The organism is Mesorhizobium sp. M1A.F.Ca.IN.022.06.1.1, from assembly GCF_003952605.1.
In the GTDB taxonomy this organism is placed as follows: Bacteria; Pseudomonadota; Alphaproteobacteria; order Rhizobiales; family Rhizobiaceae; genus Mesorhizobium.
The window spans coordinates 1,496,932-1,510,048 of sequence record NZ_CP034455.1 but is presented as its reverse complement, the minus strand read 5'-3'; the positions used below and the strand labels follow the sequence as shown (position 1 = coordinate 1,510,048).

At 64.8% G+C, this 13,117-nt stretch carries 13 protein-coding genes and 1 pseudogene; 10 read left to right on the top strand and 4 right to left on the bottom strand.

Translation table 11 applies throughout. The features are described 5' to 3' along the window. Window positions 1–30 precede the first annotated feature (30 nt). Entirely contained in the window at window positions 31–1,035 is a 1,005-nt protein-coding gene (locus EJ078_RS07505; RefSeq protein ID WP_127216169.1) for a polysaccharide deacetylase family protein, read from the bottom strand. A gap of 201 nt (window positions 1,036–1,236) precedes the next feature. On the opposite strand from EJ078_RS07505, the gene EJ078_RS07500 reads away from it, so the two are divergent. After that, window positions 1,237–1,902, top strand: a complete 666-nt coding sequence (locus tag EJ078_RS07500; protein ID WP_066999055.1) for a tetratricopeptide repeat protein — start codon at window positions 1,237–1,239, stop codon at window positions 1,900–1,902. A 6-nt stretch (window positions 1,903–1,908) separates the two neighbouring features. Further along, complete coding sequence (gene der / locus EJ078_RS07495) at window positions 1,909–3,339, top strand: ribosome biogenesis GTPase Der (protein WP_127246444.1); 1,431 nt, start codon at window positions 1,909–1,911, stop codon at window positions 3,337–3,339. A 108-nt stretch (window positions 3,340–3,447) separates the two neighbouring features. Here the strand turns inward: der and EJ078_RS07490 are convergent. Next, window positions 3,448–4,321, bottom strand: a pseudogene (locus EJ078_RS07490) (LysR substrate-binding domain-containing protein). Between the two features lie 118 nt (window positions 4,322–4,439). Between EJ078_RS07490 and EJ078_RS07485 the strand changes: the two are divergent. The 7 genes from EJ078_RS07485 (at window position 4,440) to EJ078_RS07455 (ending at window position 9,996) form a co-directional block, all read left to right on the top strand. Continuing rightward, window positions 4,440–5,714, top strand: a complete 1,275-nt coding sequence (locus EJ078_RS07485) for an MFS transporter (protein WP_127246442.1) — start codon at window positions 4,440–4,442, stop codon at window positions 5,712–5,714. 140 nt (window positions 5,715–5,854) lie between these two features. After that, window positions 5,855–7,036, top strand: coding sequence for a cell wall hydrolase (locus tag EJ078_RS07480; RefSeq protein ID WP_127216651.1), 1,182 nt, complete (start codon window positions 5,855–5,857; stop codon window positions 7,034–7,036). Between the two features lie 290 nt (window positions 7,037–7,326). Beyond that, window positions 7,327–7,719, top strand: coding sequence for an AtpZ/AtpI family protein (locus EJ078_RS07475; protein ID WP_066999046.1), 393 nt, complete (start codon window positions 7,327–7,329; stop codon window positions 7,717–7,719). Window positions 7,720–7,784: 65 nt separating this feature from the next. Then, window positions 7,785–8,546 (top strand): F0F1 ATP synthase subunit A, encoded by a 762-nt coding sequence (locus EJ078_RS07470; protein WP_127216652.1) that lies wholly within the window; start codon window positions 7,785–7,787, stop codon window positions 8,544–8,546. 79 nt (window positions 8,547–8,625) lie between these two features. Beyond that, window positions 8,626–8,850: a F0F1 ATP synthase subunit C gene (locus EJ078_RS07465; protein ID WP_066999040.1), complete on the top strand. Its 225-nt coding sequence runs from the start codon at window positions 8,626–8,628 to the stop codon at window positions 8,848–8,850. Between the two features lie 62 nt (window positions 8,851–8,912). Then, window positions 8,913–9,494, top strand: a complete 582-nt coding sequence (locus EJ078_RS07460; protein WP_066999038.1) for a F0F1 ATP synthase subunit B — start codon at window positions 8,913–8,915, stop codon at window positions 9,492–9,494. Window positions 9,495–9,504: 10 nt separating this feature from the next. Beyond that, on the top strand, window positions 9,505–9,996 hold the full coding sequence (locus EJ078_RS07455; RefSeq protein WP_066999035.1) for a F0F1 ATP synthase subunit B: 492 nt from the start codon (window positions 9,505–9,507) through the stop codon (window positions 9,994–9,996). Between the two features lie 220 nt (window positions 9,997–10,216). Here EJ078_RS07455 and EJ078_RS07450 read toward each other — a convergent pair whose 3' ends face one another. Then, window positions 10,217–10,915 (bottom strand): ribonuclease HII, encoded by a 699-nt coding sequence (locus EJ078_RS07450; RefSeq protein ID WP_127216653.1) that lies wholly within the window; start codon window positions 10,913–10,915, stop codon window positions 10,217–10,219. Window positions 10,916–11,168: 253 nt separating this feature from the next. Next, window positions 11,169–12,323: a PA0069 family radical SAM protein gene (locus EJ078_RS07445; protein WP_127216654.1), complete on the bottom strand. Its 1,155-nt coding sequence runs from the start codon at window positions 12,321–12,323 to the stop codon at window positions 11,169–11,171. A 148-nt stretch (window positions 12,324–12,471) separates the two neighbouring features. Here EJ078_RS07445 and EJ078_RS07440 point away from each other — a divergent pair, with 148 nt between their 5' ends. Next, on the top strand, window positions 12,472–12,975 hold the full coding sequence (locus EJ078_RS07440; RefSeq protein ID WP_095800921.1) for a glycosyltransferase: 504 nt from the start codon (window positions 12,472–12,474) through the stop codon (window positions 12,973–12,975). Window positions 12,976–13,117 lie beyond the last annotated feature (142 nt).

Sequence of the window (13,117 nt, the reverse complement as noted above, 5' to 3'; positions counted from 1 at the left end):
CGCCCAGGCAAGAGATTGGAAGTGGGCGGCTCAGCCGCCCACGGCAACCCGTGCATCGCCGGAGCGCTGCCGCTCGATATAGTCGCGGAAGCTGATGCATTCGACCTGCTCCATGACGCAGACTTCACCGGCAACGCGCTCCAGCGCGTTCCAGTAGGCGCCGGCATTCATCTGCGTGAAGTGGAAGCCGAGCCCCAGCGGAAGTCGTTTGCCGTTGTATTGCGCATCGAAGGCTGCGCGAAACGCCCGATAGGCGCGGTCGGCGAACACGCCCGCCATCGACGGCTTCTCGAAGCCGCCCGAATGGCGAACATAGAGGTTGTAGTCCATGGCGACCACCCGCTTCGACTTCGGCCCTTCCGGAATCTGCGGCAATGCAAAGCGGGTGGTGCCGTTCTTTGCGCGCGGCAGGGCAGGGCCGTTCGAGACACCGCTTGCGTCATATTGGAAGCCGGCCTTGGGCAGCGCTTCGTAAAGCGCCTTGCCGGTCGAGAGGTACGGCGCGCGAAAACCGATCACGGCATGGCGGGCGAATTCACGCCAGCCAGAGGGCTCGGGCGAAATGCCGTTGATCGCATAGGCGTTTTCGAGGACGCGGCGGAACGCTGAGAACTCGGCCAGCCAGTCGGCCTTGCTCCAGCCCTTGCCGTCGAAATGTCCGCAGGCATGACTGCCGATGTCGTGACCTTCGGCGGCCGCGAGCCGGATCTGTTGCAGCCGGTCCGCGACATCCTGCTCCGAGGCGGCGAAGCCGATATTCGATTTGCCTGCACCCTTGCCGGGCGCGACGTACTCGGCGCGCGTTTTCGGCGAGAGCAGGAAGACGCAGGACAGAAAATACGTGAAATGCGCGCCGGTGCGCTTTGCCAGCGCGCGGCTGCGCTCCCATTGCGAGATCTCGCGTGCGCTGTCGAAGGAGATAAGCACGATCTGCTTTGGTTTCGCCGCCATCGGTTTCGGCGGATCGGCAAGCCCCGTGCCAACGGAGCCAAGCCAGGCGAGGCTGAACGCAAGGACGCGGAACGAACGTGGCACTGGCAACCTTTTGGGCAACCTTTGGGGCTGTAGGAAAGCCGTCTATCGCCCAAATGTAGCATCGATGCGTTCCGGCAAGGCCTGTGGGGCACTGGGAGCTCCGCCGATTTTCCGGCGATCCCTCTTCCATGCCGACGAAATTTCGCTAAAACGCGGGGCTCAAGAAGCGCTCCGTTCCGGGGCCGCAATGGTTTTTGATTGATGTCGGACGACAGTTTTATCCGCGAAGTCAACGAAGAGATTCGTCGCGAGCAGGCGCAGGCGCTGTGGGACCGCTTTGGTCCGGCCCTGCTCGGTGCCGCGATCCTGATCGTGGTGGCGACTGCCGCCTTCGTCGGCTACCGCTACTGGGACGAGACCCGCGCCAACCGGTCGGGCGATGCCTTCTCGCAGGCGCTCAAGCTCGCAAATGACGGCAAGAACGACGAGGCGATCGCCGCTCTCGATCAGCTGGAAAAGGATGGCTATGGCGCCTATCCGCTGCTCGCCCGCATGCGGGCCGCGACCGTCAAGGCCGACAAGGGAGACGTCGACGCCGCCGTCAAGGATTTCGATGCGGTCGCGGCCGACAGCGCCATTCCCGCAGGCATCCGCGACATGGCGCGATTGAGAGCGGCGCTGCTGCTGGTGGATCACGGCTCGTTTGCCGATGTCTCCAGCCGTGTCGAGGCGCTCACCGCCGACACCAATCCGCTGCGCAGCTCGGCGCGTGAGGCGCTCGGCCTTGCCGCCTGGAAGGAAGGCAAGTCGGCGGATGCGCTGAAACTGTTCGACCAGATCGCTTCGGATGACGGCGCCCCGCGCAATGCGCGCCAGCGGGCGCAGTTGATGTCCGAGCTGATCCGCGGGTCGGGCAACGCTTCGTGACCCCGGATGACGTTCAAAGTCGCCATCATCGGCCGGCCTAATGTCGGCAAATCGACTCTTTTCAATCGGCTGGTGGGAAAGAAGCTGGCGCTTGTCGACGACACGCCGGGCGTGACGCGCGATCGTCGCGTCCATGCCGCCAAGCTTTACGATCTTCACTTCGACGTCATCGACACCGCCGGCTTCGAGGATGCGGCGGCCTCGACGCTGCCCGGCCGCATGCGCCAGCAGACCGAGATCGCCATCCGCGAGGCCGACCTGATCTTCTTCACCGTCGATGCCAAGTCGGGCCTGATGCCCGACGACCGGACCTTCGCCGACGTGGTCCGCAAATCCGGCAAGCCGGTGGTGCTGGTGGCCAACAAGGCGGAAGCGCGAGGCGCGCAAGGCGGCATGCTGGAAGCCTGGGAACTCGGCCTCGGCGAGCCGATCCCCGTCTCGGCCGAGCATGGCCAAGGCATGCCCGATCTGCGCGATGCGGTGATCGCGGCACTCGGCGAGGAACGCGCCTTCGGCGAGCACGCGCAACAGCCGGGCGATGAGATCGCCGTGAGCGAGGTGCTTATCGGCGAGGATATCGCCGACCCCGACGCCGAGCCGGCCTATGACGAGACCAAGCCGCTGCGCATAGCCGTGGTCGGCCGCCCCAATGCCGGCAAGTCGACGCTGATCAATGCGCTGATCGGCGAGGAGCGGCTGCTGACCGGACCCGAGGCCGGCATCACCCGCGATTCCATCTCGGTCGACTGGGACTGGCGCGGCCGCCGGATAAAGCTGTTCGACACCGCCGGCATGCGGCGCAAGTCCAAAGTCCAGGAAAAGCTCGAGAAGCTTTCGGTGCAGGATGGCCTGCGCGCTATCCGCTTCGCCGAGATCGTCATCATCGTGCTCGACGCGACCATCCCCTTCGAGAAGCAGGACCTGCAAATCGCCGACCTGATCATTCGCGAGGGCCGCGCGCCGGTGATCGCCTTCAACAAATGGGATCTGATCGACAACCCGCAGGAGCTTCTGGCCGAGCTGCGCGAAAAGACCGAGCGGTTGCTTCCCCAAGTGCGCGGCATTCAGGCGGTGACGGTCTCTGCCGAGACCGGGCGCGGCCTCGATCGGCTGATGGACGCCGTCATCAAGACGCACAAGGTCTGGAACAGCCGCGTCTCGACCGGCAAGCTCAACCGCTGGCTGGAAGGCATTCTGGCGCATCATCCGCCGCCCGCCGTCGCCGGCCGCCGGCTGAAGATCAAATATGTCACGCAGGCAAAAACCCGGCCGCCGGGTTTCGTCGTCTCCTGCTCGCGCCCGGACGCGATGCCGCAATCCTATGTCCGCTACCTCTCGAACAGCCTGCGCGAGGCTTTCGACATGCCCGGCGTGCCGATCCGCATGGCGCTGCGCACCTCGGAGAATCCTTTCGCAGGTCGGGCGAAGAAGCGCTGAGCCCTTTGTGGGAAAGGGTCGGCAGCGCCCCTCCCGTCGTCATTCACGGGTCTGTGCCGTGTCGCTTCGCTGCTTGCTCCGCTCGAGGATGAAGAATAGCGTGGAATCCTACGCGACCGCTGGCAAGCCCTCGCCGAAACGCGCTCCCTCCGGCAGCGTATCCAGCGCCGCCTCCAACAATATCTCTGCCAGCCGTGCCGCCACCGGATCGAGCTCGGCATCCTTCTGGTGCAGATGCAGCGCCATCATCGGCAGGAGCGGCAGCCCGAGCACGCCCGGCGCGATCGCCCTGACAGTGGCTGGCAGGCCGATATCGGTGCGGATCGTCAGCCCGAGACCCGCGGCGACCGCCGCCCAGATGCCGCCGAGGCTGGGACTCGAGAACGCCATGCGCCAGGCGAGGCCGGCGCGGTCGAGCGTCTCGGTCGCCACGGTGCGCAGCAGGCATGGCGCCTCGAACAACACCAGCGGCAGCGCTTCACCATTGTGGCCGGCTTGCATCGGTTTCGCCGGGCCGATCCAGCGCGCCTGCACCTCGGCGACATGCCGGCTGTAGGGCAGGATCGTGCCGTCGTGCCAGGCCAGCGCGATGTCGAGGCTGCCTGAGACGACGCGCTCGGCGAGCTCATGGCTGCGTCCGATCCGCGCTTCGATCCGGATCTTGGGATGCGCACGGGCAAACCGGCCGAGCACCTCCGGCAGCACGGCCTCGCCGAAGTCCTCCTGCAGGCCGAGCCGCACCCAGCCTTCCAGCTCGACGTCGCGGATAGCTGAGCATCGTCTCGCCGGCTTCGGTAAGCGCCAGGCCGCGCCCCGCCTTGCGGAAGACCGGGGTCGCCGCCTGTTCTTCCAGCTTCTTCAGCTGCGCGCTGACGGCAGAGGTCGAGCGGCCGAGCCGCTCGGCCGCCTTGGCGAAACTGCCAAGCTCCATGCCGGTGACGAAGGTCCTGAGCACGTCGAGGTCGAATGTGACGCGTCGCATGAGATCGTCCTTATTTTCAGGATTATCGATCAAAAACTTGCTGATTTTCTGGATGAAGCTATGGCGCTACATCCGACCGGTCAAGACCGATCGACCGGCGCAGAGGGAATACGAGATCATGTCCGCCATCGTAACTCGCAACGATTGCCGTCGGCCCGCGGCAGGCGCCGCCGCTTCGGCTGGCCGCGCCTTCGGGCCCACCCATCGATGGAAAGTGCTCGGCATCGGCGTCGCCGCCAATGCCGGCTTCTCCGCTACCTTCTCCGGCATCCCGGCGACGGCTGTGGTGATGCGCCAGGGTTACCATCTCGACAATGCCTCGCTCGGCGCTGCGCTCGGTCTGCTCGGCCTCGGCGTGGCGCTCAGCGAACTGCCCTGGGGCGTGCTTACCGACCGCTGGGGCGACCGCCGCGTGCTGCTGACCGGGCTCGGCGCGACCGCCATGTGGCTTTTTGCCATGGCAATCCTCGTCGTGCCGACGAAAACAGCCGCTCCCGGTGTCGTGCTGCTTTCGGCCAGCCTGCTCGTTGCAGGCCTGCTCGGCGGCAGCGTCAACGGCTCCAGCGGCCGCGCCATCATGGGCTGGTTCGGCGAAGACGAGCGCGGCTTCGCCATGAGCATCAGGCAGACGGCGGTGCCGCTTGGCGGCGGGCTCGGCGCGCTCGTCCTGCCGTGGCTAGCCTTGGGCTTCGGCTTCGCCGCCGTCTTCGGCCTGCTGGCGGCTCTCTCCGCGCTCTCGGCTTGCTTTGCCCGGCGCTGGTTGCACGAACCGCCGACGCAAGGCGACGCGCATGCCGCCGCCGTCACGACCGGCCCGGCGCCGCTGCGCAACATCGAGGTCTGGCGCATCTCGGCAGCCATCGGCCTGCTCTGCTTCCCGCAGGTGGCGGTGCTCACCTTTGCCTCCGTCTTCCTGCACGACTTTGCCGGCACGGGCACATGGGTGACCAGCGCCACCCTCGCCGCCGTGCAGACGGGCGCCATGGTGATGCGTGTCTGGAGCGGCCGCTACACCGACCGCCACCGCAACCGAAGGCCGTTCCTGAGGTTCTGCAGCGCGCTGAGCGCGCTGGCCTTCCTGGTGCTATGGGTTCTGGCCATCGCTGCGGCCAGGCAGCCGTCGCTGCTGTTGCTCCTGCCCCTTATGGTGATCGTAGCCGGCATCTGCGTATCGGCCTGGCATGGCGTTGCCTATACCGAGCTTGCGACACTTGCCGGTGCCGGCCATGTCGGCACCGCGCTCAGCCTCGCCAACACTCTGGTCTTTGTCGGCTTCTGCCTGGTGCCGATCGCCATTCCCTGGCTTCTGCTTCTCTTCGCATGGCCGGGCGTGTGGCTGGCGGCCGCGATCTGCGCGGCGATCGCATGGCCGATTTTTCTGCGCACGGCCTGACGTTTTCGCCGGCTTTCCACAGCTGGCGGAGGCCGGCTTATCTGCAACATGAAAAAAACACGATCGGTGCCGTTAACCCCCCATCAAGGTTAATGCTTCATTTTGGCTCTCCGGGGTCAGTAGCGTTTCTGGAGAGTTCCGTGCATCGACGCGTTCTTACGCGGCTCGTCGCCGCCGCCGTTGCGAATAAACGTTCCTTCCTTCCTCCTTTGGTTCTGGGGCTCGGCTTCTGGGTCGGCTTTCCGTCCGTCGTCGCTTACCAGGATATGGCAAGCCTCGTGTCCGGGCTGGAGTCGCCCAGCCATCGCTGGAATGCCTATGTCGAAAAATCCGTCGCCGGCTCGGTGCACGCCGCCGAGATGCCGTTCGTCGATTCGGCCGCCACGGGCTCGATCTCCGGCTCCGGCGTGGACCTGCCTGGCGTCGGCACGGTGGCGCTCCGCGGCAAGGGCAATGTCGCCGGCGCTACGCCCGATGAGGACCGCGTCGTGCGCGCCGACAAGAAGGGCCGCCTCGTCCAGGTGTCGCCCGTTGCGCCGCCGAAGAATTTCAGCGCCGGCTCCATCTTCGAGCGTACCTCCTCGCTGCTCCGTCCGGCGATGGACAGCGGCCTGAAGCTGACTTTCGCCAAGCCCGGCATCAAGGGCAAGGAAATCCAGATCGCCCAGGCCTTCCACATCCGCGAGGACAAGAAGCCCGATCCGGATCTGCCGGCGGCTCTCATCGCTCTCGTCAACAACGACAAGCCGGACATCCTCGCCACCGCCTATGCCCAGTCGGCGCCGGACTATGCCAAGGCCTCGCCCTTTGAGGCTCTGCTGCAGGACGATCCGAATGACGGCCGCTTCATTCCGCCAATGGGCAAGGGGGATCACGCCTGGATGCAGAATCCGCTGCCGGCGGCCGTCTTCTCCAAGCCGGAACAGGAATGCCTCGCCAAGGGCATCTATTTTGAGGCGCGCAGCGAACCGGTGCGCGGCCAGGCCGCGGTGGCGCAGGTGATCCTAAACCGCGTCCGCAACCCTGCCTATCCGAAGACGATCTGCGGTGTCGTCTACCAGAACGACAACTGGTTCAACCGCTGCCAGTTCTCCTTCGCCTGTGACGGCAGGAAGAAGCGCATCAACGATCCGGTCGCGTACAAGACCGCCCAGGATGTCGCCATGGCGGTGACCGCCGGCAAGATCTTCATCCCCGAGGTCGGATCCTCGACGCATTACTACGCCAATTACGTCCATCCGGGCTGGGCGCGCGCCATGCAGCGCATGACCAGGATCGGCCTGCATATCTTCTATCGCACCTATGGCGGCGGCTGGAGCTGAGCCGTTTAGGCGGCTCGAACTGAGCCGCTTGATCGGCACCCCGCGGCAACGCTCTTTCTCGTTTGCTGCGCGCACCGATCAGCGCGGCTTGTCGCCCGGATTCGCGCCGAGTCCTCGCACAGGCGTGACGGGCACGATGTCGCACCCGGATAAGCCATTGATTTGAAAGCGGAAAATACATCGCTTTGAAGTTCGGCCCGTGGCTTGACGGGCGCGGACCCGCTAACTATGTTGCCGGCGACTTTAGAAGCGGACGGACGGTGATCGTCTGCCCGGGCAGGGGGGTTGCGATGGCCGACAAAAACGGGCCAGACGGAACCGGAGAAACCGGCCGCGGCAGGCAGCCAGAAGCCACCATCCGCGACGACGAACTTGAGCGCCGCCGGCGCGAGCTTGAAGCATCGCTTGCGTCAAGACGCACGGACCGGCTCGAGGGGAAAGACGAAGCGAAAGCTGCGACCGGTTACGGTCAGGCCCTGAAACTGTCCAGCGAGTTCATCGCCGGAGTGGTGGTTGGTGTCGGCCTGGGCTGGATCATCGACCGCTTGGCGGGAATCGCGCCCTGGGGTCTGATCGTCGGCCTGCTGCTGGGTTTTGGCGCCGGTATACTCAATGTCCTGCGTTCGTCGGGACTTGCATCGGAATTCGGCCAGGGCGGCAAGCCGCCCGAACCGAAGGACTGAAGTAAGGCGCCGCAAGGCGCGAAAGAAACTTAAGAAGCCGGTTGTGGCTTTGACGGGGATTTAAAGTGGCTGCTGCTGACCAGGTCGATCCGATCCACCAGTTCCAGATCCATCCGATCATCCCGCTTCATATCGGCGGCTACGACATTTCTTTCACCAACTCCGCTCTGTTCATGGTCGTGACGATCGCCGTCGCTTCCGCTTTCCTCTACATGAGCACCGCCAGCCGCGCCCTCATTCCTGGCCGCCTGCAGTCGGTCTCGGAAATGGCCTATGAGTTCGTCGGCAACATGCTGCGCGATGCGGCGGGCAAGCAGGGCATGCAGTTCTTCCCGCTGGTGTTCTCGCTGTTCATGTTCGTGCTGGTCGCCAACCTGATCGGCCTGTTCCCTTATTTCTTCACCGTCACCAGCCACATCATCGTCACCTTCACGCTGGCGATCCTGGTCATTGGCACCGTCATCGTCTACGGCTTCGCCAAGCACGGCCTCGACTTCCTCAAGCTGTTCGTGCCGCATGGCGTGCCTGGCTATCTGATGCCGCTGGTGGTGGCGATCGAAGTCATTTCCTTTGTCTCGCGTCCGGTCAGCCTCTCGGTTCGTCTTTTCGCCAACATGCTGGCCGGCCACATCACGCTGAAAGTGTTTTCGGGCTTCGTCGTCAGCCTCAGCGCGCTGGGTGCGGTCGGCATCGCCGGCTCGGTCCTGCCGCTCGCCATGGCGGTTGCCCTGACGGCGCTGGAACTGCTGGTCGCCTTCCTGCAGGCCTACGTCTTCGCGGTGCTGACCTGCATGTATCTGAACGACGCTCTGCACCCGAGCCACTGATCGATTTTCACCGGCGCCCCGGCGCCAGCATACCCAACGTACCAACCGCAACGATTACGAAAACCACAGGAGTTTTGAAATGGACGCAACTGCAGCAGCTGCTATCGGCGCTGGTATCGCCTGCATCGGCATGGGCGGCGCCGGCATCGGCCTCGGCAACATCTTCGGCAGCTATCTCTCGGGTGCGCTCCGCAACCCGTCGGCCGCTGACGGCCAATTCGGCCGCCTGATCTTCGGCTTCGCCGTGACCGAAGCGCTGGGCATCTTCTCGCTCCTCATCGCGCTGCTGCTGGTCTTCAGGTAAGAACCACGCGCTGACGAAAGGGGCCGCATGGTGCGGCCCCGCCGTATGGACAGGGGAATGAGATGTTCGTGACATCTGCCTTTGCGCAAGAATCCGCGCCGGCCACGGCCGAGGGCGATACGCATGCGGGCACCGCCGTGCCTGCCGAGGAGCATGGCACGTTCCCGCCGTTCAATGCCGAGACCTTCCCGTCGCAGATCCTGTGGCTCGTCATCACCTTCGGGCTCTTCTATCTGTTCCTGAAGCGGGTTGTGATGCCGCGCATCGGCGGTATCATCGATGTCCGCAACGATCGCATCACCCAGGATCTCGACCACGCCGCCAGGCTGAAGGGCGAGGCGGACGCTGCCGTTGCCGCCTATGAGCAGGAATTGGCGGAAGCTAAGGCCAACGCCAACAAGATCGGCCAGCAGGCGAGCGACGCCGCCAAGAGCGAAGCCGAAAGCACGCGCAAGAAGCTCGAGGCGGAACTCGAGAAGAAGCTCGGCGAAGCCGAGGCGAGCATCGCCTCGATCAAGGCCAAGGCGATGAAGGAAGTCGGCACCATCGCCGAGGACACCACGTCGGCCATCGTCGAGGCGCTGGTCGGCGGCAAGACCGACAAGGCCGAGATTTCGGCCGCGGTCAAATCCGCGACCCGGTGAGGAGGCCATCATGGACGCCACATCACTTGCCACGCTCTGGGCCACCATTGCCCTGATCATCTTCCTCGGCGCCGTCATCTATCTGAAGGTGCCGGGCATGCTCGCAAAGTCGCTCGATTCCCGCGCGGCCAAGATCAGCAGCGAACTCGAGGAAGCGCGCCGCCTGCGCGAAGAGGCCCAGCAGCTGCTCGGCCAATACCAGCAGAAGCGCAAGGAAGCCGAGAAGGAGGCCGCCGACATCGTCGCCGCCGCCAAGCGCGAGGCCGAGCTCCTTGCTTCCGAGGCGCATAAGAAGACCGAGGACTACGTCGCCCGGCGCACGGCGCTTGCCGAGCAGAAGATCAGCCAGGCCGAGCGCGAAGCGATCGGCGAGGTGCGTGCCAGCGCCGTCGACATCGCCGTCGAGGCCGCCCGTGCGCTGCTTGCCGCCAAGGTCGACGCCAAGGCCGGCGCCGATTTGTTCAAGTCGGCGCTGCAGGACGTGAAGGCCAAGCTGAACTGAGCGGCTCTGCCGTTGCTGACATGAAGCCGCCTGGGCAACCGGGCGGCTTTTTTGTTTTGGGCGCGAATAATCTCCCCTCTTGAGGGGGAGATGTCGCCGAAGGCGACAGAGGGGGTCGTTGCGCGTAGAGCTCAACCCCTTGTGCGACTAAAGAGGGCGTCGGTGCTTCACGCGCGACGACCCCCTCCGCCTGCCGGCCATTTCCTCCTCAAGGAGGAGATTAATCTATTCCCTCGAAGCTCTCTTCCGCTTCCGCCACCTCGACGCAGCCCAACCGGAACGGCGCGAACGACGCCCTGTGCAGTCGCGCCACCGGGCCGTGCGCCTCGATCGCGGTCCGGTGGCGGACCGTCGCGTAGCCCATATGCATTTCGAAGCCGTAATGCTCATGATGGCCGCCGCAGCCGCACATCATGCGGTCGCGCATCACCTTGGCGACGATCGAGGCGGCGGCGATAGATTGCGAGCGCTGGTCGCCCTTGATCAGCGCCCGGCCCTCGCAGGTGAGCCCTGGCGGCACGTCGCGACCGTCCGCCAGCGCCAGTTTGGGCGGCAGCGACAGGCCAGCGGCGGCGCGGCGCATCGCTTCCAGGCTGGCTTTCAGAATGTTGCTGTTGTCGATGCCTTCGGCGCTGATCGAGGCCATCGAGACGCTGAGCGCCGAGCCCAGGATTTTGAGGAACAGCGCCTCGCGCTGCAGATGGGTGAGGCGCTTGGAATCGTCGAGCCCTTCGGGAATGTTGGCCGGGTTGAGCACCACGGCCGCCGCCACCACCGGACCGGCAAGCGGCCCGCGGCCCGCCTCGTCCATCCCCGCTACCGGCCACAGCCCCTCGGCCATCGCTTTCGTTTCAATCGAGAAGTCGGGCTTCTCGACCATTTCGAAGAGAAGCGGAGAATCGGAACGCGCGCGAGCCATGGTGCGGCGAGGTTCGCATCGGCTCCGATTCTCCGCAAGTCCCTCCGGGTCGGATGGGGCGTCGGACCGGGAGGGCACCGTCTCACGGCCGGGGACTGGGCCGGACGGGATTCTTGAGCAATTCCAGCAAAAGTGCGTAGCGGGCTTTCCGTACGAAGTTACATCAAAACAGAGGGTTAGCGGATCGCAATCCGGGCGCAAAACTCTGCCTCCCGAGTTGCCTTGGCGCCGGCCTTCGCGGCCGGCATTGTCTTCACAGCAGCATCAACTGCTCGCCGACGCCGGAGCCTGCGACGAATTGGTCGGTCCGAAGCTGCCGCCGCTCGGCATTGAGGCCGAGCCGCTTGGCGGCGATCTCGAAGCGCCGGCCGATCTGCCAGGCATAGGGTCCGGCGCCCTTCATGCGCTTGCCCCATTCCGAATCGTAGTCCTTGCCGTCGCGCATCGAGCGGATCAGCGACATCACATGCCGGTAGCGATCCGGATAATGGCGCAAGAGCCAGTCCTTGAAGATCGGCGCCACCTCGAGCGGCAGACGCAGCACGACATAGCCTGCCTCCCTGGCGCCGGCGGCACGCGCCGAATCGAGGATGCGCTCCATCTCCGGATCGGTGAGGCCGGGAATGATCGGCGCCACCATCACCGAGGCGGGGACGCCGGCATCCGAAAGCTGCCTTATCGCTTCCAGCCGCTTTGTCGGCGTCGAGGCGCGCGGCTCCATGGTTCTCGCCAGCATGCGGTCGAGCGTCGTCACCGACAGCGCCACCTTGGCGAGGCCGCGTTCGGCCATGCGCGACAGGATGTCGATATCGCGCGTCACCAGTGCCGACTTGGTGACGATGCCGACCGGATGGCCACGCGCCTCCAGCACCTCCAGGATCTCGCGCATGATCCGGTATTGCTTTTCGATCGGCTGGTAGGGATCGGTGTTGGTGCCGATGGCGATGGTGCGCGGCTGGTAGCCGGGCTTCGACAATTCCCTGTCCAGCATTCGCGCCGCATCGGGCTTGGCAAAGAGCTTGGATTCGAAATCGAGCCCCGGCGACAGGCCCATGAAGGAATGCGTTGGCCTGGCAAAGCAATAGACGCAGCCATGCTCGCAGCCGCGATAGGGATTGATCGAACGATCGAAGGAAATGTCCGGCGACTCGTTGCGCGTGATGATGGTGCGCGGCTTCTCGACCTGCACCTCCGTCTTGAACGGCGGCAGTTCCTCCAGCGAGTTCCAGCCATCGTCGAACACATGCCGGCTGACCGGCTCGAAGCGGCCGGACGGATTGATGCCCGCGGAGCGTCCGCGATTGCGGTCCGGCCGCACGCGCATGCCGCTCTGTTCTATCATTGCATTTGCTATCTCGGCTCTGCCTGCTCCGAAAGCGGCAATGTCGGCGCGCACGATCTGTTCCATTTTCGCCCTCTCCCAAGGACTGTCGGCAGGCTGTCGAATCGCTCTGTTCATGAAATTATTCCTATTTTGCCAATGAGAACAAAGCAAGAACTTTTTCGTTCAGAACGCGCAACTGGCGCAGCGCCGCGCTTTCCGCTATTCGGCTAAAATGCTCAGCGTCCTCATCGAAACCAGGAACGACGAAGAAGGCCTTGCCCGCACGCTGGCCTCGCTGATCGGCGGCGCGGTCGAGGGCGTGGTGCGCGACGTCATCGTCTGCGACACCGGCTCGACCGACCAGACGCATCGCGTCGCCGAGCATGCCGGCTGCCACCTTGTCGCCGGCGGCATCGCAACAGGCATCGGCCAGGCCAAGGGCGACTGGCTCCTGCTTCTGGAACCCGGCGCCCGGCTCGCCGAAGGCTGGATCGACGACGTCGTCGCTCACGCGGCGAGGCAGACGATGCCGGCGCGTTTTTCACGCGCCCGCGGCAATCGCACGCCGTTTCTGGTCCGGGTTTTTTCGGGCAACCGGGCTCTGGAGGAAGGGCTTGTCATCAGCAAGCGCCAGGCCACGGTGCTGGCGAAAAGCGCCCGCAGCGCCGAAGCCCTGGCGCGGGGCCTCGCCACCAGAAGGCTGAATGCCGAAATCTGGGTGGCGCCGCCGAAGTGAGCGCATGCCCTCCTTCTCTCCAGAAGGCGAAAAAAGAGAGAAAAAGGCCGCGAACTTTGCCGGCCCATTCTATTGTGCATTGCACAAAAACCTGCAGTGGATTAGCATCTGCTTGAAGCGGGACAATCGGAATTGGGTGACG

What these genes read in the sequence shown, in the direction of transcription:
- EJ078_RS07500 (WP_066999055.1), top strand. Translation starts at nt 1,237, where the DNA reads ATGTCGGACGACAGTTTTATCCGCGAAGTCAACGAAGAGATTCGTCGC.
- EJ078_RS07465 (WP_066999040.1), top strand. Translation starts at nt 8,626, where the DNA reads ATGGACGCAACTGCAGCAGCTGCTATCGGCGCTGGTATCGCCTGCATC.
- EJ078_RS07450 (WP_127216653.1), bottom strand. Translation starts at nt 10,915, where the DNA reads ATGGCTCGCGCGCGTTCCGATTCTCCGCTTCTCTTCGAAATGGTCGAG.
- EJ078_RS07485 (WP_127246442.1), top strand. Translation starts at nt 4,440, where the DNA reads ATGTCCGCCATCGTAACTCGCAACGATTGCCGTCGGCCCGCGGCAGGC.
- EJ078_RS07440 (WP_095800921.1), top strand. Translation starts at nt 12,472, where the DNA reads ATGCTCAGCGTCCTCATCGAAACCAGGAACGACGAAGAAGGCCTTGCC.
- EJ078_RS07460 (WP_066999038.1), top strand. Translation starts at nt 8,913, where the DNA reads ATGTTCGTGACATCTGCCTTTGCGCAAGAATCCGCGCCGGCCACGGCC.
- EJ078_RS07445 (WP_127216654.1), bottom strand. Translation starts at nt 12,323, where the DNA reads ATGGAACAGATCGTGCGCGCCGACATTGCCGCTTTCGGAGCAGGCAGA.
- der (WP_127246444.1), top strand. Translation starts at nt 1,909, where the DNA reads ATGACGTTCAAAGTCGCCATCATCGGCCGGCCTAATGTCGGCAAATCG.
- EJ078_RS07455 (WP_066999035.1), top strand. Translation starts at nt 9,505, where the DNA reads ATGGACGCCACATCACTTGCCACGCTCTGGGCCACCATTGCCCTGATC.
- EJ078_RS07475 (WP_066999046.1), top strand. Translation starts at nt 7,327, where the DNA reads ATGGCCGACAAAAACGGGCCAGACGGAACCGGAGAAACCGGCCGCGGC.